The sequence below is a fragment of the Streptomyces sp. NPDC055955 genome (assembly GCF_042270245.1).
Lineage (GTDB): Bacteria > Actinomycetota > Actinomycetes > Streptomycetales > Streptomycetaceae > Streptomyces.
In genome coordinates this window covers 14,195-38,046 of sequence record NZ_JBHJYS010000020.1, presented here as the reverse complement: position 1 = coordinate 38,046, position 23,852 = coordinate 14,195, and the positions used below count along the sequence as shown (strand labels likewise).

Annotated in this window: 27 protein-coding genes; 16 read left to right on the top strand and 11 right to left on the bottom strand. The window is 72.0% G+C overall.

What is annotated here, in order from left to right; genetic code table 11:
- Positions 1-132: 132 nt before the first annotated feature.
- Both ACFC96_RS32635 and ACFC96_RS32630 read right to left on the bottom strand, forming a co-directional pair.
- Entirely contained in the window at positions 133-354 is a 222-nt protein-coding gene (locus ACFC96_RS32635; RefSeq protein WP_376264156.1) for a hypothetical protein, read from the bottom strand.
- A 15-nt stretch (positions 355-369) separates the two neighbouring features.
- Positions 370-1,638 carry an anion permease gene (locus ACFC96_RS32630; protein ID WP_376264158.1) on the bottom strand — a complete coding sequence of 423 codons (1,269 nt, stop codon included), beginning with the start codon at positions 1,636-1,638 and terminating at the stop codon, positions 370-372.
- 363 nt (positions 1,639-2,001) lie between these two features.
- On the opposite strand from ACFC96_RS32630, the gene ACFC96_RS32625 reads away from it, so the two are divergent.
- From ACFC96_RS32625 to ACFC96_RS32615, 3 genes are all read left to right on the top strand, one after another.
- The gene (locus ACFC96_RS32625) at positions 2,002-2,679 is read left to right on the top strand and encodes a class II aldolase/adducin family protein (protein ID WP_376264161.1); all 678 of its coding nucleotides are present in this window, start codon (positions 2,002-2,004) and stop codon (positions 2,677-2,679) included.
- A 69-nt stretch (positions 2,680-2,748) separates the two neighbouring features.
- The gene (locus tag ACFC96_RS32620; RefSeq protein ID WP_376615557.1) at positions 2,749-3,876 is read left to right on the top strand and encodes an alpha/beta hydrolase family protein; all 1,128 of its coding nucleotides are present in this window, start codon (positions 2,749-2,751) and stop codon (positions 3,874-3,876) included.
- A gap of 169 nt (positions 3,877-4,045) precedes the next feature.
- A complete protein-coding gene (locus tag ACFC96_RS32615) occupies positions 4,046-5,461 on the top strand; it encodes a hypothetical protein (protein WP_376615555.1) in 1,416 nt (471 codons plus the stop codon).
- Positions 5,462-5,477: 16 nt separating this feature from the next.
- On the opposite strand, the gene ACFC96_RS32610 is transcribed toward ACFC96_RS32615, so the two are convergent.
- A complete protein-coding gene (locus ACFC96_RS32610; protein WP_376264170.1) occupies positions 5,478-5,888 on the bottom strand; it encodes a VOC family protein in 411 nt (136 codons plus the stop codon).
- A 91-nt stretch (positions 5,889-5,979) separates the two neighbouring features.
- A complete protein-coding gene (locus ACFC96_RS32605) occupies positions 5,980-6,858 on the bottom strand; it encodes a neutral zinc metallopeptidase (protein ID WP_376615553.1) in 879 nt (292 codons plus the stop codon).
- 223 nt (positions 6,859-7,081) lie between these two features.
- Between ACFC96_RS32605 and ACFC96_RS32600 the strand changes: the two genes are divergently transcribed.
- The 3 genes from ACFC96_RS32600 to ACFC96_RS32590 all read left to right on the top strand — a co-directional run bounded on the left by ACFC96_RS32600 (position 7,082) and on the right by ACFC96_RS32590 (position 10,243).
- Positions 7,082-8,680, top strand: a complete 1,599-nt coding sequence (locus ACFC96_RS32600) for an ABC-F family ATP-binding cassette domain-containing protein (protein ID WP_376615552.1) — start codon at positions 7,082-7,084, stop codon at positions 8,678-8,680.
- Positions 8,681-9,076: 396 nt separating this feature from the next.
- The gene (locus ACFC96_RS32595) at positions 9,077-9,301 is read left to right on the top strand and encodes a helix-turn-helix domain-containing protein (RefSeq protein WP_189492003.1); all 225 of its coding nucleotides are present in this window, start codon (positions 9,077-9,079) and stop codon (positions 9,299-9,301) included.
- A gap of 129 nt (positions 9,302-9,430) precedes the next feature.
- The gene (locus tag ACFC96_RS32590; protein ID WP_116502821.1) at positions 9,431-10,243 is read left to right on the top strand and encodes an enoyl-CoA hydratase/isomerase family protein; all 813 of its coding nucleotides are present in this window, start codon (positions 9,431-9,433) and stop codon (positions 10,241-10,243) included.
- Positions 10,244-10,286: 43 nt separating this feature from the next.
- On the opposite strand, the gene ACFC96_RS32585 is transcribed toward ACFC96_RS32590, so the two are convergent.
- Complete coding sequence (locus ACFC96_RS32585; protein WP_376615550.1) at positions 10,287-11,030, bottom strand: nucleopolyhedrovirus P10 family protein; 744 nt, start codon at positions 11,028-11,030, stop codon at positions 10,287-10,289.
- Between the two features lie 117 nt (positions 11,031-11,147).
- On the opposite strand from ACFC96_RS32585, the gene ACFC96_RS32580 reads away from it, so the two are divergent.
- Genes ACFC96_RS32580 through amaP form a run of 5 tightly spaced genes read left to right on the top strand, consistent with a single transcriptional unit; the run spans position 11,148 to position 13,424 of the window.
- The gene (locus ACFC96_RS32580) at positions 11,148-11,609 is read left to right on the top strand and encodes an Asp23/Gls24 family envelope stress response protein (protein WP_376615548.1); all 462 of its coding nucleotides are present in this window, start codon (positions 11,148-11,150) and stop codon (positions 11,607-11,609) included.
- Between the two features lie 39 nt (positions 11,610-11,648).
- Positions 11,649-11,834: a hypothetical protein gene (locus ACFC96_RS32575; protein WP_376264186.1), complete on the top strand. Its 186-nt coding sequence runs from the start codon at positions 11,649-11,651 to the stop codon at positions 11,832-11,834.
- 3 nt (positions 11,835-11,837) lie between these two features.
- On the top strand, positions 11,838-12,182 hold the full coding sequence (locus tag ACFC96_RS32570) for a hypothetical protein (protein WP_376615546.1): 345 nt from the start codon (positions 11,838-11,840) through the stop codon (positions 12,180-12,182).
- On the top strand, positions 12,179-12,841 hold the full coding sequence (locus ACFC96_RS32565; RefSeq protein WP_376615545.1) for a DUF6286 domain-containing protein: 663 nt from the start codon (positions 12,179-12,181) through the stop codon (positions 12,839-12,841). The genes ACFC96_RS32570 and ACFC96_RS32565 overlap by 4 nt, the downstream gene beginning before the upstream one ends.
- A 4-nt stretch (positions 12,842-12,845) precedes the next feature.
- Positions 12,846-13,424: an alkaline shock response membrane anchor protein AmaP gene (gene amaP / locus ACFC96_RS32560; protein ID WP_376264195.1), complete on the top strand. Its 579-nt coding sequence runs from the start codon at positions 12,846-12,848 to the stop codon at positions 13,422-13,424.
- A 24-nt stretch (positions 13,425-13,448) separates the two neighbouring features.
- Here the strand turns inward: amaP and ACFC96_RS32555 are convergent, their stop codons facing one another.
- The 4 genes from ACFC96_RS32555 to ACFC96_RS32540 all read right to left on the bottom strand — a co-directional run bounded on the left by ACFC96_RS32555 (position 13,449) and on the right by ACFC96_RS32540 (position 17,062).
- The gene (locus ACFC96_RS32555; protein ID WP_376615543.1) at positions 13,449-14,204 is read right to left on the bottom strand and encodes an SDR family oxidoreductase; all 756 of its coding nucleotides are present in this window, start codon (positions 14,202-14,204) and stop codon (positions 13,449-13,451) included.
- A 5-nt stretch (positions 14,205-14,209) separates the two neighbouring features.
- Complete coding sequence (locus tag ACFC96_RS32550) at positions 14,210-15,994, bottom strand: glycoside hydrolase family 15 protein (protein ID WP_376615541.1); 1,785 nt, start codon at positions 15,992-15,994, stop codon at positions 14,210-14,212.
- Positions 15,995-16,083: 89 nt separating this feature from the next.
- Positions 16,084-16,878, bottom strand: coding sequence for an SURF1 family protein (locus tag ACFC96_RS32545; protein ID WP_376264204.1), 795 nt, complete (start codon positions 16,876-16,878; stop codon positions 16,084-16,086).
- A gap of 55 nt (positions 16,879-16,933) precedes the next feature.
- Entirely contained in the window at positions 16,934-17,062 is a 129-nt protein-coding gene (locus ACFC96_RS32540; RefSeq protein ID WP_340460689.1) for a hypothetical protein, read from the bottom strand.
- 346 nt (positions 17,063-17,408) lie between these two features.
- On the opposite strand from ACFC96_RS32540, the gene ACFC96_RS32535 reads away from it, so the two are divergent.
- Positions 17,409-17,645 carry a hypothetical protein gene (locus ACFC96_RS32535; RefSeq protein ID WP_376264206.1) on the top strand — a complete coding sequence of 79 codons (237 nt, stop codon included), beginning with the start codon at positions 17,409-17,411 and terminating at the stop codon, positions 17,643-17,645.
- Between the two features lie 228 nt (positions 17,646-17,873).
- On the opposite strand, the gene ACFC96_RS32530 is transcribed toward ACFC96_RS32535, so the two are convergent.
- Together ACFC96_RS32530 and ACFC96_RS32525 are read right to left on the bottom strand one after the other, a co-directional pair.
- Entirely contained in the window at positions 17,874-18,869 is a 996-nt protein-coding gene (locus ACFC96_RS32530) for a DEDDh family exonuclease (protein ID WP_340460686.1), read from the bottom strand.
- Between the two features lie 61 nt (positions 18,870-18,930).
- Positions 18,931-19,560: a TetR/AcrR family transcriptional regulator gene (locus tag ACFC96_RS32525; protein WP_376264212.1), complete on the bottom strand. Its 630-nt coding sequence runs from the start codon at positions 19,558-19,560 to the stop codon at positions 18,931-18,933.
- Positions 19,561-19,643: 83 nt separating this feature from the next.
- On the opposite strand from ACFC96_RS32525, the gene ACFC96_RS32520 reads away from it, so the two are divergent.
- The 4 genes from ACFC96_RS32520 to ACFC96_RS32505 are packed head-to-tail and all read left to right on the top strand — an operon-like array spanning position 19,644 to position 23,842.
- Entirely contained in the window at positions 19,644-20,441 is a 798-nt protein-coding gene (locus tag ACFC96_RS32520; RefSeq protein ID WP_376264214.1) for an acetoacetate decarboxylase family protein, read from the top strand.
- On the top strand, positions 20,441-21,325 hold the full coding sequence (locus tag ACFC96_RS32515; protein ID WP_376264217.1) for an SDR family NAD(P)-dependent oxidoreductase: 885 nt from the start codon (positions 20,441-20,443) through the stop codon (positions 21,323-21,325). Before ACFC96_RS32520 ends, ACFC96_RS32515 begins: the two co-directional genes overlap by 1 nt.
- Positions 21,326-21,335: 10 nt before the next feature.
- The gene (locus tag ACFC96_RS32510) at positions 21,336-22,619 is read left to right on the top strand and encodes an amidohydrolase family protein (protein WP_376264220.1); all 1,284 of its coding nucleotides are present in this window, start codon (positions 21,336-21,338) and stop codon (positions 22,617-22,619) included.
- Positions 22,616-23,842, top strand: a complete 1,227-nt coding sequence (locus ACFC96_RS32505; protein WP_376615539.1) for an amidohydrolase family protein — start codon at positions 22,616-22,618, stop codon at positions 23,840-23,842. Before ACFC96_RS32510 ends, ACFC96_RS32505 begins: the two co-directional genes overlap by 4 nt.
- The last annotated feature ends 10 nt before the right edge of the window (positions 23,843-23,852 follow it).

The window sequence follows — 23,852 nt, the reverse complement described above, 5'->3', positions numbered from 1 at the left end:
GCCCCCCCCGCTCGGACCACGCCCTCAAAGTGGCGGTGGACCTGGTTGGGGTGTGGTTGCGGACCCACACAGGCGGGGGGTTGGGGGCCGCGGTCGCGCCCCCCACCCCGCACTCCTGACGGTTACCTCCGGTCAGGCGACGATCAGGAAGATCCCGTACCCGACGGCCGCCGCGCACAGGGCGAAGCAGACATACGCGCCGGAGACGGCGAGTGCCGCCGAGTTGCCCTGGGCCGCCGCCGACTCCCGCTTGGTGAGGCCGACGATGCCGAGGGTGAACAGGCCCACGAGGGCCACCGTGATCACGAGGCTGACTCCGAACACGGAGCCGAGTGCTGCCCAGTCGATGTGCATAGCGCTGCTGCTTCCTTAGACCGTGGCAGGTCGCGCGGGCTCCGCCGAGGGCGGGGCGGTCGCGGCGGGGATGGTGGTCTTCACGTCGGTGTCCAGGTCGGCGACCGTGCCGGCGGGCGGCGGGGTGACGGCCGCGATCGCGGTGGTGACGACGCCGGCGGGCTCGTCCGTGACGTCGGTGACGTCGTCGTCCGTGACGTTCGTGTGGTCGATCGAGTTGCGCCGGGACAGCGCCCAGATGGTGCCCGCGCCGGCGATCAGGAGCAGCGCGGTGACGGCGACGCCCCACGAGCCCTGCTTGGTGAGGAACTCGGCGCCCGCACCGACCAGACCGGCGGCCGGCAGGGTCAGGCCCCAGGCGGCGAACATGCGGGTCGCGGTCGACCAGCGGACGACGCCGCCCTTGCGGCCGAGGCCCGCGCCCATCACGGCGCCGGAGCAGACCTGCGTCGTGGAGAGGGAGAAGCCGATGTGCGAGGAGGCGAGGATCGCGGTCGCGGCGCTGGTCTGGGCGGCGAAGCCCTGCTGCGGCGCGAGGTCCGTGAGGCCCTTGCCCATGGTGCGGATGATGCGCCAGCCGCCGAGGTAGGTGCCGAGCGCGATGGCTGTACCGGCCGAGACGATGACCCACATCGGGGGGTTGGCGCCGGGGTTCAGGACGCCGCCCGTGATCAGGGCGAGCGTGATGATGCCCATCGTCTTCTGCGCGTCGTTCGTCCCGTGCGCCAGCGAGACCAGGCCCGCGGAGGCGATCTGCCCGGCGCGGTAGCCCTTGGCGGTCGCCTTCTGGTCGGTCTTGCCGCCTATCCGGTACGTGAGCCGGGTGGCCAGCATCGCGGCGATGCCCGCCACGAGCGGCGCGGCGACGGCCGGGAGGAGGATCTTGGTGACGACGGTGCCGCCGTTGATCGACGACCAGCCCATCGACATCACGGCGGCGCCGATGAGGCCGCCGAAGAGCGCGTGGGAGGAGCTGGAGGGGAGCCCTACCAGCCAGGTCAGGAGATTCCACAGGATGGCGCCCACCAGCGCCGCGAAGATGACCTCGGTCTTGAGTCCGTCCTCGTTGATGATGCCGCCGGAGATCGTCTTGGCGACCTCCACGGAGAGGAAGGCTCCGACGAGGTTCAGCACGGCGGACATGGCCACCGCCGTCTTGGGCTTGAGAGCGCCGGTCGAGATGGTGGTGGCCATCGCGTTGGCTGTGTCGTGGAAACCGTTCGTGAAATCGAACACGAGAGCGGTAACGATCACGATCCCGAGGAGAAGCGTGATGTGTTCCATTTACCCAGGCTTCTGTTGGACGTCAGTGGCTCGGCGACCGTAGGCAATCTGAGTGAACGGAAGATGAACTGAGGCGGGCGTTGCGGTGACCCGAAGCGGAGTGCCGCCACTCCGTTGGGAACGGCGCGGCCGCACGGGGTCGTCCGTGAAGCGGAACGGCGGCCGAATCAAGCGGAAGCAAGCCCTCCGCTAGTCGCGGGCGAACCTCCGCGGCCGGGCCTGTGAACCGTCGAAGAGATCCTGGTCACCCGGCAGTCCGCCGCTGTGGTCGTACTGCCGGAACGCCCGTGACGACCTGCCCGGGGGCAGCGCCCCGGCCTCGGGATCCGGACAGGCCCGCCGTGCGGCTGGCAGGATGCGGGCATGGCGGAGGAACCGGGCGGTGCGGGGCAGGGTACGGACGGGCTCGCGCAGGCGTGGAGCGCGCTCGTGGCGACGGCCCGGCGCACCGTCGCCGACGGCCTCGTCGTCGGGACCTCGGGAAACGTCTCGGTGCGGATCGGCGACACCGTCCTCGTCACGCCCAGCGGAGTCCCCTACGACGAGCTCACCCCGGACGACCTCGTCGCCGTAGGCCTCGACGGCGAGCAGAACGCCGGAACCCTGACCCCGACCAGCGAACTCCCGATGCATCTGGCGGTCTACCGCGCCACGCCCGCCCGTGCCGTCGTCCACACCCACGCGGTTAACGCCACCGCCGTCTCCACCCTCGTGCCCGAACTCCCGCTCATCCACTACATGGCCGCGGCCCTCGGCGGTCCCGTCCGGGTCGCCCCGTATGCGACGTACGGCACCGAGCGGTTGGCCGAGAACGTGCTCGACGCTCTCGAGGGGCGGACGGGCTGCCTGCTCCAGAACCACGGCACCCTCACCTACGGCGACACCCTCGCCGCCGCCTACGACCGCACGGCCCAGCTCGAATGGCTGTGCCGCGTCTGGCTCACCGCGAGCGCCCATCCGCACCACGCCCCGACGCTCCTCACCCGCGACCAGGTGCGCGAGGTGGAGGAGAAACTGCGCGGGTACGGACAGCAGGGCTGAACCCCCACCCGGCGCCGCCGTGGCGGCGCCCCACTGGCCGGTCGGAGCCAGGGCGCGGACACTGGGACGGTGCGCACCGCCAGAACGACGGCCGCTGCCGTCACCGCAGTCATCGGTGCCGCCGCGGCCGCGGTCGCGGTCGGCCGGTTGGCCAGCGACGCCGCCCTCAAGGCGCCCGCGGGCCGACCGCTCCCCACCGAACCACGCCTGACCGTCCACTCCACCGCCGCGGGACAGATCACCCTCACCCGTGACCTGGCCTCCCTGCGGCGGGGCACCTACGGCCTGAGCGGCGATGGATTCCACGCCGTGGTCGGGCCCGCCCTCGAGTCCGCCCCCCACGCCGCGGACGCCGTCGTGCGACGCCTGGAGCGCGTCACCCACGGCTCGCTCGAACCCGGCGCCAAGGCCTGGCTCACGCCCCAGGTCCACATCGGCGACCCCAAGGCGGCGCTCGGCCTCGACCACGCCGACATCGACATCCCCGGCGAACTGGGCGCGCTCCCCGCCTGGTTCGTCCCCGGCGCCCGCGACACCTGGGTCATCACCGTCCACGGCCTGGGCACCACCCGCGAGCACCCCATGGTCCTCATGGACTTCCTGCACCGCCACCGCTTCCCCGTGCTCGACCTCGCCTACCGCGGCGACCTCGGCGCCCCCCGTTCCCCGGACGGCCTCGGCCACCTCGGCGAGACGGAGTGGCGCGACCTGGACGCCGCGATCCGCTACGCCGTGCGCTACGGCGCGCAGCGCGTCGTCGTGCACGGCTGGTCGACCGGCGCCGCCATGGCGCTGCACGCGGCGGCCCATTCCGCTTTGCGGGACCGCATCTCCGGACTCGTCCTCGACTCACCCGTCCTGTCGTGGGGCGTGACACTGCGCGCCCTCGCCGGAGCCCGCGGTATCCCCCGCCCCCTGCTGCCCCTCGCGGTCCGCGCCGCCCAGGGCCGCACCGGGCTGCACGGCGACCGCCTCGACGTCGTCGCCCACCCCGACGCGCTCAAGGTCCCCACGCTCGTGCTGCACGGCCCCGACGACGAGATCGCCCCCTGGGCCCTGTCCCGCGAACTGGCCGCCCGGCGCCCCGACCTGGTCACCCTCCACGCCGTCGGCGACGCCCCGCACGGAGCCATGTGGAACGCGGATCCGCAGAAGTACGAGGAGACGCTCCGCCGCTTCCTCACCCCCCTCATGTAGCTCCGTCGGGCCCACGGGAACCACCCGTCGGCCGCACGGGACAGATGCGCAGGAAGGCCCGCGTAGACCCCCGGCGCGCGCCGGTCCACGGACCCTGCCGCGACGTCCGCAAAGAGCCCCGGAACCATTCCGTTTGGGTTTTCGGACCGTCAACCGGAAGACTGCCCCCGTGACGTCCCGTATCCCGCGCGACTCCAGGCTCCGACTCGTCCGCCCGCGCACCCTCGCCGCCGCCCCCGTGCGGGCCGACGGAATGGTGACCCAGGCTCGCCCGCCCCGCCCGGCGCCCCGCCCGCCGGAGGGCACCCCACCACCGGCGGAACTGGCCCGCATGGCGCGCCGCGGCCTCGCCGACGCCGTTCGCGTGGCCCGCTGGGCCGACGCCGTCCTCAGCCCCGGCAGCGGCCACGGCACCCCCGACGGCAGGGGCGCCCTCTCCGTGATCACCGCCGAACGCGCGGCGGCCGACCTGGAACTGACCCCGCGACAGGTCCGCGCCGACTGGGACACCGCACGCCTCGCGGGCCTCGTCGAGGTGCACGGCGACAGCGCGCGCCCCGGCTGGCGCCTGCGCGCCTGGGACCGGGACGACACCGCCGTACTGCGCGGCTGGGTCGCGCTCTTCGACGCCTGGTCCCTGGCCCACCCCGCCGGCCGGAGCCTGGAGGCCGCCGCGGTCGCCGAGGTCGTCTCGGCGATGCCGCAGGTGCTCTCCTTCCTCCAGCTCTCGGCCGGCCCGGTCCCCGTCCCGCAGCTCCTCGACCTGCTCGGCCAGCGCGTCGAGGAACTGCGCACGGAACGCTGCGAGATCCCTTACGGCCCGCAGCCCGAGCGCACCGGACCCGCGACCGGCACCACCGGCACCGACCTCCCACCGCTCCTCGACTGGGCCCTGCACGGCCTCGCCGCCGTCGGCGCCCTCACCTACGCCGACGGCCAGGCCACCCTCACACCGCTCGGCAGCTGGGCGGTGTGGGTCAAGCTGGAGCAGATCTGCGTGGCCGCCCAGTCCCCGGCGGGCAACATCGAGCAGTCCGCCGAGGACATGCTCAGGGGCTGCGCACGGCTGCGCCCGAACGCGGCCCGTGCCGAATACCGCGCCTGGCTCGCCGCCAGACCCGTCGGCAGCGCCGTCACCGAGCTGATCGCCGCCGCCCGCGGCGAGGACGCCCTGCTGCGCGGCCTCGCCTTCGAGGCGCTGCGCGTCGTCGGAGCCCCCGCCGAACCCGTCGTCCGATCCGTCGCCGACGAGCCGTCCCTGCGCCCCTACGCGCTGCTGTGGCTCGCCGAGTACGAAGGCGCCGATCCCGAGGACGTCCACCTGGTGCTGACCCGCGAGGAGACGACCTGGCTGTGGGTGGACACCGCGGCGGCCGTCGCGGACCACGGCGAGGCCCAGCTCCTCGTGCGCCATCTGGAGTCCGCCGTGCAGCCCACCGTGCCGGCGCTGCTCGACGAGGTCCGGGCGGCCGGGCATCCGCGGACCGTGCAGGTGCTCGTCGCGCTGGCCGCGGCGCACCCCGATCCGGCGCTCGCCAAGGCCGTCCGCCGGGCCGCCTTCCAGGTGCACACCGGAGGCACGTGACACCGCGCCCCGGGGATCAGGCCGGGATCTCCGGCGCGTACGTCCCGAAGCTCCACACGTTGCCCTCGGCGTCCTTGGCCATGTAGTCCCGGGAGCCGTAGTCCTGGTCCGTCGGGGGCATCAGGATCTCCACGCCGTGCTCGACGGCCCGGCGGTGATGGGCGTCGACATCGTCCACGACGACGTAGATCCCGGTCGGTCCCGCGCCCCGCATGGCCTCGTCGAAGCGGCCGCCGCGGCCCTTCGAGCCGAGCATCACCGCGCCGTTCCCGTACGTCAGCTCGGCGTGCGTCACCGAGCCGCCCTCGCCCTCGTGCACGGCCGCGGCGGTGAAGCCGAACGCGGAGGTCAGCTGCTCGATCGCGGCCTTCGCGTCGGCGTACAGCAACGACGGGTAGAAACTCGCGCGCCCCTTCGCACCGCTCATTGTGCTCACTCCTTCTCCGCCGGTCCGGATGGTGCTGCCGGATCCGGACCGGCACCCGGCACCGACAGTGCGTCCCGCGAGGCGGGTCCGCTCACCGGAACGTGTTGCACTGCGCCATGTCACCGGTGCGGTAGCCCTCGTAGAACCACTGCTGCCGTTGCTGAGCCGAGCCGTGCGTCCAGGTCTCGGGCGTCACCCGGCCCTGGAACCGCTCCTGGATCCGGTCGTCGCCGACGGCGGCCGCCGCGTCCAGGCCGTCCCGGATGTCCGCGTCGGTGAGTTTCGTGATCAAGGGCTTGCCCGTCCTGTCGTCGGGCGTCGTCGTCGCGTGGTGCGCCCAGACCCCGGCGTAGCAGTCCGCCTGGAGCTCGACCCGCACCGCGTTGCTGTTGCGGCCCGTACGCCCGTCCTGTGAGTGCTGGAGCGTCCCCATCAGATTCTGCACATGGTGCCCGTACTCGTGCGCCACCACGTACGCCTGGGCGAAGGGGCCGCCGCTGGAGCCGAACTTGGTGCGCAGCTCGTCGAAGAAGCCCAGGTCCAGATAGACCTTGCGGTCGCCCGGGCAGTAGAAGGGCCCGACCGCCGAGGTCGCCGTGCCGCACGCGGTGGCGACCCGGCCGGTGAAGAACACGGTCTGCGCGGGGGAGTAGGCGCCTCCGCGGTCGCGGAACTCCCGACGCCAGTAGTCCTGGACGCTGTTGACGACCGCCACGACGCGGCAGTCCTCCTTGCTGTTCGCGTCCTGGCCCGTACGGCAGTCCTGGCTGACCTGAGCCGCGGACGAGACGCTCGTGTCGGGTTCGCCACTGTCGGAGGAGAGGCCGAATTCGTTCGTGCCGAAGAAGAGGCCGACCAGGACCGCGAGCAGGCCCGCGAGGCCGCCGCCGACGGTCCGCCGGCCGCCGGGGATCCGGCGCCTGTCCTGGACCTCGGAGGTGTCCAGGTCGGCGTCGTCGTCGAACTGCATGGCCGCACCGCCCTCTGCCGCGCGTCAGGGGCGGCGGCCCGCCGCCCAACGCCCACTATCGAACAGTTCGTGGCGGTCTGCCCCTCGGCCCGGCAGCGGCGGGGCGGAAAACTGTTTGCATCGCCCCGTTAGACTTGGCCCATGGCCATTCTCCGCATGCACTAGACGGCTCATCGCCCTCAGTAGCCCTTCCGCCGTCCAATCCCTGCTCAGGAGTCTGTCCGTGATCACCGCTTCCGGCATCGAGCTGCGCGCCGGCGCCCGCATCCTCATCGAGAACGCCACCTTCCGTATCGCCAAGGGCGACCGCATCGGCCTGGTCGGACGCAACGGCGCGGGCAAGACGACGCTCACCAAGTGCCTCGCCGGTGAGGGCACCCCGGCCGGAGGCCAGATCGCCCGCTCCGGAGAGGTCGGCTACCTCCCGCAGGACCCCCGCACCGGTGACCTCGACGTCCTGGCCCGCGACCGCATCCTGTCCGCGCGCGGCCTCGACACCCTGATCCAGAAGATGCGCGACAACGAGCAGCGCATCGCCAACGGCACGGGCGCCACGCGCGCGAAGGCGCTCAAGCAGTACGAGCGCCAGGAGACGGAGTTCCTCACCAAGGGCGGATACGCCGCCGAGGCCGAGGCCGCCACCATCGCTGCCGCGCTCAACCTGCCCGACCGCGTGCTCGGCCAGCCCCTGCACACGCTCTCCGGCGGTCAGCGCCGCCGTATCGAGCTGGCCCGCATCCTCTTCTCGGACGCGGACACCCTGCTCCTGGACGAGCCCACGAACCACCTCGACGCCGACTCCATCGTCTGGCTGCGCGACTACCTGAAGTCGTACCGCGGCGGGTTCATCGTGATCTCTCACGACGTCGACCTCGTCGAGACGGTCGTGAACAAGGTGTTCTACCTGGACGCGAACCGGTCCCAGATCGACGTCTACAACATGGGCTGGAAGCTCTACCAGCAGCAGCGCGAGGCCGACGAGAAGCGCCGCAAGCGCGAGCGCCAGAACGCCGAGAAGAAGGCCGCGGCCCTCAACTCCCAGGCCGACAAGATGCGTGCCAAGGCGACCAAGACCGTCGCCGCGCAGAACATGGCCAAGCGCGCCGACCGGCTGCTCGCCGGGCTCGACGCGGTCCGCGTCTCCGACAAGGTCGCCAAGCTGCGCTTCCCCGAGCCCTCCCCGTGCGGCAAGACGCCGCTGATGGCCGAGGGCCTGTCGAAGTCGTACGGCTCCCTGGAGATCTTCACCGACGTCGACCTGGCCATCGACAAGGGCTCGCGCGTCGTCATCCTCGGCCTCAACGGCGCCGGCAAGACCACCCTGCTCAAGCTGCTCGGCGGCGCCGAGCAGCCCGACACCGGCGAGATCATCAAGGGTCACGGCCTCAAGCTCGGCTACTACGCCCAGGAGCACGAGACCCTCGACCCGGAGCGCACGGTCCTGGAGAACATGCGTTCCGCCGCCCCCGACCTGGACCTGGTCGAGGTGCGCAAGACGCTCGGCTCGTTCCTGTTCTCCGGGGACGACGTCGACAAGCCGGCCGGTGTCCTGTCCGGCGGCGAGAAGACCCGCCTCGCGCTCGCCACGCTCGTCGTGTCGTCCGCGAACGTCCTGCTTCTCGACGAGCCCACGAACAACCTCGACCCGGCCAGCCGCGAGGAGATCCTCGGCGCGCTGCGCACCTACAAGGGCGCGGTCGTCCTCGTCACCCACGACGAGGGTGCCGTGGACGCGCTCCAGCCGGAGCGGATCATCCTGCTGCCCGACGGCGTCGAGGACCTCTGGGGCCAGGACTACGCGGATCTGGTCAGCCTCGCCTGACCCTCCGGCGCCCGCGTCCGGCGGGTCCGCACGATCACGGTCGGCCGTCAGCACGGCTTGATCGAAAGGCTGATCCACTCGGTATGGATCATTCGGCCGATCCGTGATCCATCATCTGAGTGAGATCTCCTCGTACCGCGGTGTGTCCTACACGGATTTCGTCGTCGCACCGGAGGCGGGGCCCTTGTGCCGACTGGCAGGGCGCTGACCTGTGCCTTCGTGGAGAGCGCCGTTTCCGGCCCCTCTGCAGTACGCCCGGAACCCTGCGTTCCACTCGTGTCGGCCGCTTTCCGGCCGCACAAGCTCGTCGTACGGACCTTGCCGAATGGGTGGCCAGGAAGCCCGGGAGGGGTGATCATGAGAAGTCCAGAGCGCACTTCCCATGAGGAGGCACGGGTGGCCGAGACTCTGAAGAAGGGCAGCCGGGTGACCGGCGCCGCGCGCGACAAGCTCGCGGCAGACCTGAAGAAGAAGTACGACTCCGGTGCGAGCATCCGAGCGCTGGCCGAGGAAACCGGCCGCTCGTATGGCTTCGTGCACCGGATGCTCAGTGAGTCGGGAGTCACGCTGCGAGGTCGCGGCGGGGCTACACGCGGCAAGAAGGCGACCGCGGCCGGCTGACCCGGGCAGTGCACAGGCTTCGATGGTGACCACCCGGTCGGTCCGCCGACCGGCCGGTTGGTTACTGTGCAGTAGTTTCGAGGGCGTCGACACGTCCTCGACCGACTGCGCACACCATCGGAGGCACACATGGCTTCGCCCGACAGCGGATCCGGCTCGCTCGCGCCGGTACTCGACAAGGACGGGGTCCGCCTCACCGTCGACGGCTCCATCGCCACGGTGACGCTGACCAACCCGGACAAGCGCAACGCCCAAAGTCCTGCTCTGTGGCGGGCGTTGGCCGATGCCGGGAAGTCCCTGCCGGGCAGCGTGCGTGTCGTCGTGCTGCGCGCGGAGGGACTCTCGTTCTCCGCGGGCCTGGACCGTCAGGCGTTCACGCCCGAGGGTTTCGACGGCGAGCCGTCCTTCATCGACCTGGCGCGCGGCTCCGACGACGTGCTCGACGACACCATCGCCGAGTACCAGGAGGCGTTCACCTGGTGGCGGCGCAGCGACATCATCACCGTCGCCGCGGTGCAGGGACACGCGATCGGCGCGGGATTCCAGCTCGCCCTCGCCTGCGATCTGCGGATCGCCGCCGAGGACGTGCAGTTCTCCATGCGTGAGACCAGCCTCGGTCTGGTGCCCGACCTCACCGGCACGCACCCCCTCGTCTCCCTCGTGGGATACGCGCGCGCCCTGGAGATCTGCGTCACCGGCCGCTACGTCCACGCCGACGAGGCCGGCCGCATCGGCCTGGCCAACCTCGTGGTGCCCGCCGACCAACTCGACGCCGCCGCGCGCGACCTCGCCGGGGCGCTCATCGCCGCGCCCCGCGACGCCGTCATCGAGACCAAGGCCCTGCTCCAGGGCGTCTCCGGACGCTCGTACGAGGAGCAGCGCACCGCCGAGCGCGCGGCTCAGGGACGCCGGCTCCGGGACCTGGCGGGCCTCGGCGACTGACGCGAACCGCACCTGGCCCGGGGTGACCCGGGCCGGACGGTCCTCAGTGCACGGCGGTCACCAGAACGGCCACGGACGGATGATCCGCCAGGGCCCCGGTGACCGCCGTTCGCACGTCCCGCGCCACATCGAGCACCCGCCGCCCGCCCGACACGGCCAGTTCGATCCGTACATGGCGGCGCGGGAGGGCGGCGGCCGGCGCCGCGTCCTCGGGGCGCTCCCCGATGTGCACCGCACGCCCCACGCCGCCCAGCGAACCGGTCAGCCGCGTCACCCCCGGCACGGAGAGCGCGGCCTGCCCGGCCCGTTCCTCGTCGCTGTCGGCCCTGGCCGGCCGGCTGTCCGCGACATCCGCCCGGGCGTCCACCGAGGCGGGCTGCGCCTGCGCACTCTCGTCGAGCAGCGCCGTCACCCGCAGGTCCACCTCCGCCACCGCGAGCCCGAGGCCGGCGGACGCCGCGCCGTTCAGTGCCGCGCGCAGCCGGGACGCGGCCGTGGGCAGTGGTTCGTCCGGCGCCGCCGCGCACTCCGCGACGATGCGCAGCGGCCCCGGCGGCAGCGCACTCGGCGGCGCGGACACCGCGGACTCGTAGGGGCCGTCGGGGTCGGCGAGCTCGATGCGCAGGTTGCCCAGGCGCACCCCCGGCACCGATTGGACCGCCTGGCCCAACGCCGACCGCGCCGCCGATTCGGCCAGCCAGCACCCGTCCTGCGGCCCTCCGAGCGGTACCAGCCTGCCGAGCCCGAGCTGGTGTCGTACTGCCTGCGTCCATCGGTCAGCGCTCATTGCCCCAGCCTGCCGCATCCCTGGCGCGCGACCGGGCAACCGCACTTAGTGTGGTCGAAAGAGCAGCGACTCCCAGAGAACGACCTGAGAGAACCTCTTCGAAAGGGACGACCCGCGATGAGCGAGACCGCAGAGAAGCCGGGGGAAGCGACCGGGGGCAGGACCGGTGTGACCAAGCGGGGCGGGGGATCTGCCGGGACGCGAGGACGCACCACCATCGCCGACGGTGTGGTCGAGAAGATCGCCGGCCTCGCCGCACGGGACGTCATGGGCGTGCACACGATGGGCAGCGGTCTGTCCCGCACCTTCGGAGCCGTGCGCGACCGGGTGCCCGGCGGCACCAAGTCGGTGTCGCGCGGGGTGAAGGCGGAGGTCGGCGAGGTACAGACGGCGCTCGACCTGGAAATCGTCGTGGAGTACGGGGTGTCGATCGCCGACGTCGCCCGTGACGTGCGCGAGAACGTGGTCGCGGCCGTCGAGCGCATGACCGGTCTCGAGGTCGTCGAGGTCAACATCGCCGTGAGCGACGTGAAGCTGCCCGACGACGAGGACGAGGAGCCGGAGTCCCGGCTTCAGTGACCACCCGCCCGCGAGTTTGCCCTTGAGGAGGAGCGCTCGATGCACCTGGCCGTGATCGGCATGATCGCCGGAATGGCTCTCGGATTCGCCGGATACTTCGGCGGCTTCGGGGCCTTCCTGCTGGTGGCGGCGCTCGGCGCCGTCGGCTTCGTCGCCGGCCGGTTCCTCGAGGGGGACCTGGAACCCGGTGACTTCTTCCGCTCGCGCGGCGACCGGCGGCGGTGACCGGTGGCGACGCAGGTCGCGCCCGCCGATCGCGGCGCGACCCGGATCGCCGACCGGGTCGTCGCGAAGATCGCCGCACAGGCGGCGCGCGAGGCGCTCCCGGCCGTTCCGGCGGGCGGCAGTGCCCCGCACGCGACCGTGTCAGTGCGCCACGACATCGCCCATGTGCGGGTCAGTCTCGAACTGGACTATCCCGGCGACATCGGAACGCAGTGCCGCGCCGTGCGTCGTCAAGTCGCCGAGCGGGTAAAGGCGTTGGCGGGGATGGAGGTGCCCGAGGTGGCCGTCCAGGTGGAGCGGCTGCACTCGGAGCACGATCGCGGCGCGGCACAGCGGAGGATCCGATGAGCGAGCCCACACGGCCCCTGCCCGTCGTCGAACGCGGGCAGGACGAGCTCGACCAGTTCGGCCAGTCGGGGTCCGCGGCCACCTACAAGGCGCTGCCCACGCCGGAGGGTGAGCACGGCACCGGCCGCTTCTGGTCGTCGCGCCGGATCCCCGCCGCAGCGGTGGCGATCGTCCTCCTCGGCTGCTCCGGGATCCTGCTCTACGACATCGCCGCCGTGCGCGCGGGCCACTTCGCGATGCACTGGCGGCGCGCCCTCGCACGCGAACTCGCCGCCCGGCCCCTGGACAACGTCTGGGTGCTGGTCGGCGCCGGGGTGGCCGCCGCGCTCGGGCTGTGGCTGATCGTGCTCGCCGCGACGCCCGGCCTCCGCGCCGTCCTGCCGATGCGCCGCACCCACACCGACGTACGGGCCGGACTGCACCGTGACGCGGCCGCCATGGTCCTGCGCGACCGGGCCATGGAGGTGGCGGGCGTGCAGTCCGTACGCGTAAGGATGAAGCGCTCCAAGGCCGAGGTGCGGGCCGTCTCGCACTTCCGTCGACTCGACGACGTACGCGCCGACTTGGACGCCGTGATCGGCGAGACCGTCAAGGGGCTCGGGCTCACCGCCACGCCCGGCCTGTCCGTACACGTGGCGCGGCCCGGACGGAAGGGATGAGCCCGTGCTCAGGACAGTGAACCGGGTCGTCGTCGGCCTCGTCGGGCTGGTCCTCGTGGTGATCGGAGGGTCCGTCCTCGCTGTCGGACTCGGTGTGTCCCCGCCGTCCTGGTGGATCTACGGCGGGCGGCACGACGTGCTGCTGAGCAGGGCGGACCGCTACCGGTGGCGTGGCGAGGGCTGGTGGTGGCCGGCCGTCATCGCCGTGCTCGCCGTCTGTGTGCTGCTCGCCCTGTGGTGGCTGGTCGCCCAGCTGCGCCGGCGCCGGCTCGCCGAGGTCCTCGTCGACACCGGGGACGGCGAGGGCGCGCTGCTGCGCGGCCGGGCGCTCGAGGGGGTCCTCGTCGGCGAGGCGCAGTCGCTCGACGGCGTGGAGAGCGCCCGGGTCCTGCTGACCGGGCGGCGCTCCGCACCCCATGTACGCATGGGCCTGCTCCTCGAACCGCACGCGGAGCCCGGGGCTGCGCTTCAGCGGATCAGCGAGGAGGCCCTGGGCCACGCGCGGGACTCCGCCGGGCTCGCCGCTCTGCCCGCCGAGGTACGGCTCCGCGCGGTGAAGCACCGCGCGGAGCGTGTGAGTTGACCCGGCAGGCTCGGCGCCCGCGGCTCAGAAGCCGTGCCGGTAGCCGCCGTCCACCGGGAGCATCACGCCCGTGAGATACGACGCGGCGGGCGAGAGGAAGAAGGCGGCGGCGCGGCCGAACTCCTCGGGCTTGCCGTAGCGGCGCAGCGGGATGCGCGCCTCGTTGGCGGCGCGGGTCGCCTCCGGGTCGGCGGACAGGCCGTCGAGCTCACGCACCCGGTCCGTGTCGATCCGCGCCGGGAGCAGGCCGACGACACGGATGCCGCGCGGGCCCAGCTCGTCCGCGAGGGACTTCGCGAACCCGGCGAGCCCGGGGCGCAGCCCGTTGGAGATGGTCAGGCCGGGGATCGGCTCGTGGACGGAGCCGGAGAGCACGAAGCCGATGACACCGCCCTCACCGAGTTCGGCCGCGGCCGAGCGGGCGAGCCGCACCGCGCCGATGAAGACCGACTCGAAGGCCGACTCCCACTGCTCGTCGGTGTTGTCCGCGAGGAAGCCGGGGGCCGGCCCGCCGACGCTGATCAGCACGCCGTCGAAGCCGCCGAAGTTCTCGCGCGCCGCGTCGATCAGGCGCCGAGCGACGGTGGGGTCGGCGTTGTCGGCGGCGATGCCCACGGCGTTCTCGCCGAGCGCTTCGGCGGCCTCGGCAACCCGCTTCTCGTCCCGCCCGGTGATGATCACCTTCGCGCCGTCGGCGACGAGCTCGCGCGCGGCGGCGTTGCCCAGGCCGCGGGTGGCGCCGGTGACGACGTAGACACGGTCCTTCAGTCCAAGATCCATGGGCCCTATCCTGCCTCGCCGGTCCCGAACAGTGTGAAGGCGGTCCCCACCAGCCCGATATGGCTGAAGGCCTGCGGGAAATTCCCGAGCTGGCGCCCCGACACGGGGTCGTACTCCTCGGCGAGCAGCCCCACGTCGTTGCCGAGCGCGCAGAGCTGGTCGAACAGCTCGCGGGCCTCCTGCGTGTGCCCCGTCAGATGCAGCGCGTCCGCGAGCCAGAACGAGCAGACGAGGAACGTGCCCTCGCGGCCCGGGAGCCCGTCGACGCCTGTCGCCTCGGCGCTGTAGCGGCGCACGAAGCCGCCGTCGGAGAGCTCGTCGCGGACCGCCCGGACGGTGCCGAGGACGCGCGGGTCGTCCGGCGGCAGGAAGCCGACAAGGGGGATGATCAGCAGCGAAGCGTCGAGCTCGGTCGAGCCGTAGTACTGGGTGAACGTGTTGCGTTCCGCGTCGTACCCGCGCTCCAGGACGTCACGGTGGATGTCGTCGCGCAACCGCCTCATGGCGTCGAGATCGCCGGGCAGATCGGGTTCGTCCTCAAGCGCCGCGACCATGCGGTCGGCGGCCACCCACGCCATCACCTTCGAGTGCACGAAGTGCCGGCGCGGCCCGCGGACCTCCCACAGACCCTGGTCGGGCTGGCGCCACGCGGTGCTCAGGAAGTCCACGAGGGCCAGCTGGAGCCGCCACGCGTGCGGCTCGGACGGCATGCCCGCGACCCGCGCCAGGGCGAGCGAGTCCATCACCTCTCCGTACACGTCGAGCTGGAGCTGGTGCACGGCGTCGTTGCCCGCCCGCACGGGGACGGAGTGGCTGTATCCGGCCAGCCACGGCAGTTCGATCTCGGGCAGGCGGCGCTCGCCCGAGAGCCCGTACATGATCTGCAGGTCCGCCGGGTCGCCCGCGACCGCGCGCAGCAGCCAGTCCCGCCATGCCTCGGCCTCGTCGAGATAGCCGGCCGACACGAGCGCGCCGAGGGTGAGGGTCGAGTCGCGCAGCCAGCAGTACCGGTAGTCCCAGTTGCGCACGCCGCCGAGCTCCTCCGGCAGCGACGTGGTGGGCGCGGCGACGATCCCGCCGGTGGGCTCGAACGTGAGCGCCTTCAGGGTCAGCAGGGAGCGCAGGACCGCGTCCTTGTGCGGGCCCTCGTAGCGGCACCGCGCCGACCACTGCTCCCACTCCTCCTGGGAGCGGCGCAGGGAATCGAACGGGTCGATGAGGCGGGGGCGCGGCTCGTGCGACGGGTGCCAGGTCAGCACGAACGCGACGGACTCGCCCTCCTCGACGGTGAACTCGGAGTGGGTGGTGAGGTCCTTGCCCCAGGTGTGCACGGGGGGTTCGCTGCGCAACCACATCGAGTCGGGCCCCGCGACGGCCACGCGATGGCCGTCGGCCCTGCGCATCCACGGCACGATCGACCCGTAGTCGAAGCGCAGCCGCAGGGTGCCGCGCATCGTGACGCGGCCTCTGAGCCCCTCGACGATACGGACGAGGTCGGGGGCCTTGTCGCGCTGCGGCATCAGGTCGGTGACCCGGACGCTGCCCTCGTCGGTGTCCCACTCCGTGTCGAGGACGAGGGTGCCGGGGCGGTAGGCGCGACGGGTGCAGTCGCCCGCGCCCTTCGGGGCGAGCTGCCAGTGGCCGTTGTCCTCCTTGCCCACGAGCGCGGCGAAACAGGCCGCCGAGTCGAAGCGGGGGAGGCAGAGCCAGTCGACGGAGCCGGCACGGGAGACGAGGGCGGCCGTCTGCTGGTCGCCGATGAGCGCGTAGTCCTCAAGAGGTCGGTGCACGTGAGGCGGGTTCCCGGCGGAAGGGGCCGCCAATCCCACCGGGGGCCGGGCGGGTGAGGGTGAATGCGCGCGGCGGGTGGCTCCGGGTCCTACACCGTGGCGGGTTCGGGGCCCGCGGGGGTCTCCTCGGCCGACGCCGCCCCGGCGCGGTCGCGGCGCTCGCGCCGGACCAGCACGACGAAGCCGACGGGCACGGCCGCGGCGAACAGCCACCACTGGACCGCGTACGCCATGTGCGGGCCGATGTCGCTGTGGTTGGGCGTGGGGATCAGCTGGGGGGTGTCGCCCTTCGGGTCGGGCGACGTCTGCTCGATGAATCCGCCGAGGACCTGCTTGCCGAGCGCCTTGGCCTGCTGGCCGCTGCTGATCAGCATGATCTGACGGTCCGGCAGGCCCTTGATGTCCTTGATGCCGCTCGCGGCGGTCGTCTCGTCGGCCATGAGGCGGCCGGTGACGGTGATCTCGCCCCGCGCGGGCGCCGGGATCTTCGGGAACGCGGTCTGCGCGCCGTCGGCCGGGATCCACCCGCGGTTGACCAGGAGCACCTTGCCGTCGTCGAGGACGAACGGGGTCAGGACGTGGAAGCCGACCTCGTCGTCGGTGTTCGTGCGGCGTCGCACGACGACCTCGTGCGCGGTGTCGAACGTCCCCTTCGCGGAGACCCTGCGGTGGATCTCGGCCCGGGGAACGGGCTTACCGGGGGAGGTGAGCTGCTCGGCGGGCAGCGGCTTCGCGGCGAGCGCGGCACCGATCTGATCGTTCTGCGCGACGCGGTGCTCGTGACGGTGCAGCTGCCAGAAGCCCAGCTCGATCATCGTGGGGATGAGGAGGAGGGTGATGAGGGTGAGGATCACCCACTGCCGGGACAACAGGAAGCGGTACACCCCACGACCGTACAACTCGGTCGTGGGGCGACATCACGGGGGTGTGCCGGAGGGCTCAGACCTTGTCGACGATCCCCACCTTCCCCTCGGCGCGGGAGCAGTGCGCCCCGCAGTACCAGTGCCCGTCGACCTCTACTCCCTGGCCGACGATGCGGCACCGGCAGTGCTCGCAGATCGGTGCCATGCGGTCCATGCGAGGCGCGAAGACCTGGACGGCGGCACGGTCTACGTGACTCGGGCCCCCGTGACCGGTGCCTTCCCCGCCTCAAGGCGGCAGGCGTCTTGCGAGTCGTGTGGCGCACTGAGACGGGCTGGGAAGCCAAGGATTTGGACCGGGGGCAGAAGCCTTGACGGCAGACGAGTGGGTAAAGCGGTGGCTGTCCGAGGCCTCACCACTGACTGACGATCAAGCGGACGAGATTCTTGAGCTGATGGACCCGAGAACGAAGCGAGCGACAGACGGGTGATTGCGGGGCGACTCGCCCCGCGCTCCCTCGCGTCGGATCCCTTTGACGCTCACCCTGTGGCGCATGGCACGCTGCGAAGTATGTGGAAACGACTACGCCCTGTCGTTCACCGTCGTGACTCAAGACGGTTCACGGCATGAGTTCGATTCCTTCACCTGCGCGATTCACCGGATGGCCCCGATCTGTGAGCACTGCCGCGTGCAGATCATCGGCCAAGGCGTCGAGGCGGATGGTCACTGGTACTGCGGTGCCCACTGCGCCCGGTCAGAGGGGAAGGTGGGCATCGTCGACAAGGTGTGAGCGGCTCTGTGCCGCCGGAGGACAGAAGAGGCACTCCCAATGCCGGGGGTGCCTCTTCTGCGCGTGCTCCTCCAGTGGAAGACGGGCTCAACCCGGCTCGCCTCGAACCGGCCCCCTCTCGACTTGGCAGGGTGGACCATCACGGCTCGAAGATCCTGAGGGGATGCGCCACGGGGTGGGCTTCGCGGTCGCGCGGGGCGAGCGGTGGGCGGGCGAGTCGCCGCGCAATCACCCGTCTGACGCCGGGGTCACGTCCCGCAGGAGCTGGCCGAAGGCCGCCTCGTCGATGACCGGTGTCCCGTACTGCTTCGCCTTGACGGCCTTCGACGTGTACGAGTCGGGGTCGTTCGTGACGAGGACGCTGGTGAGCCGGGACAGGCTCGTCGCGATGTGCAGCCCGGCCTCGACGGCGCGGTCCTCCAGGAGCTCGCGGTCCACCGAGGTGTCCCCGGAGAACGCCACCCGCATGCCCTGCTTGAGTCGTTTGCCCGGTTCGTACCGTCCGGGGTTCGGGTACGGGCACGGCTGCCGCTTGCGCGACGGGCGCCACGTCCCGCCGCCCCCGTACGAGGACGACGACGGGGCCGAGCCCTGGCGGCCGATGCGCGCCGCGCCGTCCGTCCACTCCGTGAGCGGCCTGCACTCCAGCAGCGGCAGCCGCACGCCGCCGCTCGCTGCGGCCCGCAGGCTCGGCCGGAACGCCTCGGCGAGCACGCGCGCGTCGTCGAGGGCGTGGTGCGCGTTGCGCTGGACGACGCCGAAGTGCGCGGCGAGGGACTCCAGCTTGTGGTTGGGCAGGGGCAGGCCGAGCTCCTTGGACAGCGCGATGGTGCACAGGCGCTGGCGGACGGGGGCGGTGCGCTGCGCGCGGGCGTACTCCCGGGCGATCATCGACCAGTCGAAGACCGCGTTGTGGGCGACGAGCACGCGGCCGTCGAGCCGGGTCGCGAACTCCTCGGCGATGTCCTGGAAGAGGGGCGCGCCTTCGAGCGTGTCGCTCGTCAGGCCGTGGATCCAGACGGGGCCCGGGTCGCGCTCGGGGTTGACCAGCGTGTACCAGTGGTCCTCGACCTCGCCCCGCGCGTCGAGCCGGTAGACGGCTGCGGAGATGATCCGGTCGTCCCGGGAGAGGCCGGTGGTCTCCACGTCGACGACCGCGTATCCCTGCGGATACGCGGCCGGCCAAGGGGCGGCGGACGCGGCGGTCGTCTGGTCTTCGAGCATGGTCCATGAGGATACGGGCCGCGACTGACACCTCCGTCGCCCGGTCCCGCGACTGAGTCCGTTATGTCCGCAACAGGCCTGACACCAGAGCCCTGACGGAGGCGTCGAACACCTTCTCCGGGTCGGCCGGAAGGCTGAGCGCGCGGGCCAGGGCGGCGTCGCCCTCCGCCGTCCGCGCGCCCCACAGCTCCTCCTCGCCGGGCCGCTGCACGGGCGCGCGCTCGCGTTGACGCTCCACCAGGACATGGCCGACGACATGGAACTGCACCGCCCGTACGACCCCTGCGGCGCGGGCCCCGCGCAGGCCCGCGGCGTGCACCTCGCGCACGAGGACCTGTTGCGCGGGCAGGAACATCCGCTCGGTCAGGCCGCGTTCGTGGACCATCGCGACGAGGTGCGGATGGTCGCGCAGCTGCCGGCGCAGGGCGCGGGCGACGGAGGTGACGCGCTGCTCGGGTGTGGCGCCGCGGGGGCGGATCTCCCCGAGGTCGGCGACGGTGCGCTCGACCAGGGCCTCGAGCAGGGACTCGCGGTTGCCGACGTGCCAGTAGATCGAGGTGACGGCGGTGCCGAGCTCGGCGGCGAGCTTGCGCATCGTCAGGGACTGCGGGCCCTGCTGTTTCACCAGCTTCGCGGCGGCGGCGAGGACCTGTTCCCTGTCGAGATGTGTGCGCGTGTCTTTACCCTTCACGGAAGCTGTTGTAACTGTGTTACAGAGCATCCGCAAGTGCACGCCCGTCCACGCAAGTCCGCGCCGACGAAGGGTGGTACGACATGGCACGCATTCGATACGGAGCACGCACGGAGGCGGAGATCTCCGCCGCGCGCACCGCGAGCTCGAAGCTCCCCGACATCTGGTCCACGGGGGTGGTGGCCGTCTGGGAGAGCGACCCGGACGCGGTCGCCGCGGTGCTTCCGCCCCCGCTCAAGCCCACCGAACGCCCGCTGGTGCGGGCCAACATCAGCAAGGTCGACCTGCCCGGCTACCCCCTGGGGGCCGGCTCGGTGGCCGTCGCCGCCGAGCACGGCGGCGTCGAGGGCTGGTATCCGCTCGTCATGCCGATGACGCACGAGCGCGCCCTGATCGGCGGCCGTGAGGTCTTCGGCGAGCCCAAGAAGCTCGGCGAGGTCAGCGTCGAGCGCGACGGCCTCGTGGTGCGCGCGGCACTCGCCCGGCACGGCATCGCCTTCGTGGAGGTGCGCGGCGCGGTCAGCGGCGGCCTGCCCCTGCCGGAGCCGGCGCTCAAGACGGACTTCTACTTCAAGTTCCTTCCCGCGGTGGACGGTTCGGGCTTCGACATGGAGCCGGTGCTGGTCCACTGTCTGCGCAACGAGAAGGTCCGCAAACTGGAGCGGATCACCGGGGACGTGGTCCTGCGGGAGTCGATGTACGACCCGGTCGCCGACCTTCCGGTGCGCGCCGTCGTCGAGATCACGATCGGCGAGAAGACGACCGACCAGAAGGGCAGGGTCGTCGAACGCGTCAGCGCGCAGGCCCTGCTGCCGTACATCCACCAGCGCTACGACGACCCGCAGCAGATCCTCGACGGGCCGCCCGAGGGGAGCGTCTGATGCGGCTGGAGACGGGACAGGTCGCCGTCGTCACGGGCGCGGCGAGCGGCATCGGCCTCGCGATGGCCCGGCGGTTCGCGGCGGACGGCCTGAAGGTCGTGCTCGCGGACGTCGAGGAGTCCGCCCTGGAGAAGGCCGCCGCCGGCCTGCGCGAGGACGGTGCCACCGTCCACGCGCGCGTGGTCGACGTCGGCGACCGCGACCAGGTCTTCGCCCTCGCGGACGCGGCGTACGGGAAGTTCGGGGCCGTCCACGTCCTGTGCAACAACGCGGGCGTCGGCTCGGGCGCCGAGGGTCGCATGTGGCAGCACGAACCGAACGACTGGAAGTGGGCCTTCGAGGTCAACGTGTGGGGCGTCTTCCACGGCATCCAGGCCTTCGTGCCCCGCATGATCGAGGGCGGCGCCCCCGGCCACGTCGTCAACACGTCCTCCGGCGACGGCGGGATCGCGCCCCTGCCGACGGCCTCCGTGTACGCGGTCACCAAGGCGGCCGTCGTGACGATGACCGAGTCCCTGTACGCGCACCTGAAGGCGGAGCACGCGCGCGTGGGCGCCTCCGTGCTCTTCCCCGGACCCCACATGCTGCGCACCGGGCTGTGGGAGTCGCACCGCAACCGGCCCGAGCGGTACGCCAAGGAGAGGCCGCGCCGGACCCCGTACCGCAGCCTCGGCCAGTGGGAGTCCGCGATGAAGGAGGCGGGCCGGGAGGTGGAGTTCACGCCGGTCGAGGAGGTCGCGGACTTCGTCGCCGAGGGCATCGGGGCCGGCCGCTTCTGGTTGCTGCCGCAGAGCGAGCACAGCGACCGGCAGATCAAGGCCAGGTCCGCCTCGATGCTGGAGCGCGCGAACCCGGCGTACCTGGAGAGCTTCATTCTGGACTGAAGGGCATGTGATGACCGACCGGGATCCCTACCTGATCATCTCCTCCGACTGCCACGCCGGGCTGCCCACCGAGGAGTACCGGCCCTATCTGGACAGCCGTTTCCATCGCGCCTTCGACGAGTTCCTCGGCGAGCGGGGCGCTCGCCGCGAGGAGGCGACGCGACTCGGCATCCGCAACGACGCCTTCGCCGCCAAGTGGTTCCAGGACAACGAGGAAGGACTGCGCGGCGGTTGGGACGCCGCGCAGCGTCTCAAGGAGCTGGACGGCGACGGGGTGGCCGCCGAGGTCGTCTTCCCCGACGCGGACGCCGTGGACAGTCGGACCGCCGCGCCCTTCGGTGTGGGGCTCGGGCTCTCCGGTGACCAGGACCCGGAGCTCGGCATGGCGGGCGCCCAGGCGCACAACCGCTGGCTCGCCGACTTCGTGTCCGAACACCCCGAACGGCACTGCGGGGTGGCCCTGCTGCCCATCACGGGCGAGGTGGACCGCGTCGTCGCCGAGGTCCACCGGGCCAAGGAGTCGGGGCTCGGCGCGCTGATGATCCCCTCCATGTGGGTCGACAAGGCGCCCTACCACGACCGGCGTTACGACCCCGTCTGGGCCGCGGCCGCCGAGTGCGCGATGCCCGTGGTCACCCACTCCGGGGCGGCGCCCCGCCACGAGTACGGCGACCATCTCGGGATCTATGTCTCCGAAGTGACGTGGTGGCCCGCGCGGCCGCTGTGGTTCATGCTCTGGTCGGGCGTCTTCGAGCGCCACCCGGGCCTGAAGTTCGGCGTCGCGGAGTCGGGCTGCTGGTGGCTGCCCAACCTGCTCTGGTTCATGGACCGTCTCTACCTGGGCGCGCACGGCGGCAAGAAGCTCTCGCCGTTCGCGGAGCTGAAGCGCTCCCCGCACGAGTACCTGGACCGCCAGGTGTTCATCTGCGCCACCAACACCAAGCGCCGCGAACTCGCCCAGCGCTACGAGATCGGCGTCGACAACATCCTCTGGGGCAGCGACTTCCCGCACCCCGAGGGCACCTGGCCCGACACGCGCGCGTGGCTGCAGAAGACCTTCCACGACATCCCGGTGGCGGAGACCCGGCGCATGCTGGGGCTCGCCGCCGCCGAGGTCTTCGGCTTCGACACGCAGAAGCTGGCCCCGCTGGCCGCCCGCATCGGCCCGACCCCCGCCGAGCTCGGCCAGGACGCCGACCAGTCGGCCGTCGAGGCGTCCTGGGCACGCTCGCGCGAGGTGGGCCGCCACTGGCTGACCGATCACGACTTCCCCACCCTGGGGGTGACCTCATGAGCGAGCGCTACACCGTGATCTCCGCGGACTGCCACGCGGGAGCCGATCTCCTCGACTACCGGCCCTACTTGGAGTCCCGCCACCACGACGCGTTCGACGCGTGGGCGGCGAGCTACGTCAATCCGTACGCCGACCTGGTCGCGGACACCGCCGACCGGAACTGGAACTCGGACCGGCGCATCGCCGAGCTCGAACAGGACGGCATCGTCGCCGAGGTCGTCTTCCCGAACACGATCCCGCCGTTCTTCCCCTCCGCGTCCCTGATGGCCCCGGCCCCGACGCGCGAGGAGTTCACGCGGCGCTGGGCGGGGCTGCGCGCCCACAACCGCTGGCTCGCCGACTTCTGCGCCGCCGCCCCGGGGCGCAGGGCGGGCGTCTTCCAGATCCTCCTCAACGACGTCGACGAGGCCGTCAAGGAGATCAGGTGGGCCGCGGCCGCCGGGCTCACGGGCGGGCTGCTGCTGCCCGGCACTCCACCGGGCTCGGGCCTGCCCGAGCTCTACTCGGCCGCGTACGACCCGATCTGGGCGGCCTGCGCCGAGCTCGGCGTGCCGGTCAACCACCACGCGGGCTCGGCGGCCCCGCCCCTCGGCGACGAACCGGCCGCGCGCGCCGTGTTCATGGTCGAGACGACATGGTTCTCGCACCGGGCCCTGTGGCACCTGGTGTTCGGCGGCGCGTTCCGCCGTCACCCCGGCCTGAAGCTGGTCCTGACCGAACAGGGCTCGGGCTGGATCCCCGGGGTCCTGGACATGCTGGACTACTACCACGGGCGTCTGGTGGCCGCGTCGGCGCGGGCGAACACTGCGGAGTCCAAGTTCGGTGCGGGGCTGGCCGATTCGATGGGCAAGGGGCCGTCCGAGGTGTGGCGCGAGAACTGCTACGTGGGGGCCAGCTTCATGCGCCCGCACGAGGTGCCGCTGCGCGACCGGATCGGCCTCGACAAGATCATGTGGGGCAGCGACTACCCGCACGACGAGGGCACGTACCCGTACACCCGCGAAGGGCTGCGGATCGCGTACGCGGGGCTGCCGCGCGACGAGGTCGCCGCGATGGTCGGCGGCAACACGGCCCGTGTCTACGGCTTCGACCTCGGCCTGCTCGACCCGATCGCGGCCCGCGTCGGTCCGACGGCGCAGGAACTGGACGTACCGCTCGACGAGGCGCCGAAGGACGCGACAAGTCCGGTGTTCGCCCGGGGAGGGTCGGTCCGGATCTGGTGACCGACGGTGC

Coding starts and splice junctions, on each gene's coding strand:
- ACFC96_RS32635 (WP_376264156.1), bottom strand. CDS start 354: ATGCACATCGACTGGGCAGCACTCGGCTCCGTGTTCGGAGTCAGCCTC.
- ACFC96_RS32630 (WP_376264158.1), bottom strand. CDS start 1,638: ATGGAACACATCACGCTTCTCCTCGGGATCGTGATCGTTACCGCTCTC.
- ACFC96_RS32625 (WP_376264161.1), top strand. CDS start 2,002: ATGGCGGAGGAACCGGGCGGTGCGGGGCAGGGTACGGACGGGCTCGCG.
- ACFC96_RS32610 (WP_376264170.1), bottom strand. CDS start 5,888: ATGAGCGGTGCGAAGGGGCGCGCGAGTTTCTACCCGTCGTTGCTGTAC.
- ACFC96_RS32605 (WP_376615553.1), bottom strand. CDS start 6,858: ATGCAGTTCGACGACGACGCCGACCTGGACACCTCCGAGGTCCAGGAC.
- ACFC96_RS32590 (WP_116502821.1), top strand. CDS start 9,431: ATGGCTTCGCCCGACAGCGGATCCGGCTCGCTCGCGCCGGTACTCGAC.
- ACFC96_RS32585 (WP_376615550.1), bottom strand. CDS start 11,030: ATGAGCGCTGACCGATGGACGCAGGCAGTACGACACCAGCTCGGGCTC.
- ACFC96_RS32580 (WP_376615548.1), top strand. CDS start 11,148: ATGAGCGAGACCGCAGAGAAGCCGGGGGAAGCGACCGGGGGCAGGACC.
- ACFC96_RS32575 (WP_376264186.1), top strand. CDS start 11,649: ATGCACCTGGCCGTGATCGGCATGATCGCCGGAATGGCTCTCGGATTC.
- ACFC96_RS32565 (WP_376615545.1), top strand. CDS start 12,179: ATGAGCGAGCCCACACGGCCCCTGCCCGTCGTCGAACGCGGGCAGGAC.
- ACFC96_RS32555 (WP_376615543.1), bottom strand. CDS start 14,204: ATGGATCTTGGACTGAAGGACCGTGTCTACGTCGTCACCGGCGCCACC.
- ACFC96_RS32540 (WP_340460689.1), bottom strand. CDS start 17,062: ATGGCACCGATCTGCGAGCACTGCCGGTGCCGCATCGTCGGCCAGGGA.
- ACFC96_RS32535 (WP_376264206.1), top strand. CDS start 17,409: ATGGCACGCTGCGAAGTATGTGGAAACGACTACGCCCTGTCGTTCACC.
- ACFC96_RS32530 (WP_340460686.1), bottom strand. CDS start 18,869: ATGCTCGAAGACCAGACGACCGCCGCGTCCGCCGCCCCTTGGCCGGCC.
- ACFC96_RS32520 (WP_376264214.1), top strand. CDS start 19,644: ATGGCACGCATTCGATACGGAGCACGCACGGAGGCGGAGATCTCCGCC.
- ACFC96_RS32515 (WP_376264217.1), top strand. CDS start 20,441: ATGCGGCTGGAGACGGGACAGGTCGCCGTCGTCACGGGCGCGGCGAGC.
- ACFC96_RS32510 (WP_376264220.1), top strand. CDS start 21,336: ATGACCGACCGGGATCCCTACCTGATCATCTCCTCCGACTGCCACGCC.
- ACFC96_RS32505 (WP_376615539.1), top strand. CDS start 22,616: ATGAGCGAGCGCTACACCGTGATCTCCGCGGACTGCCACGCGGGAGCC.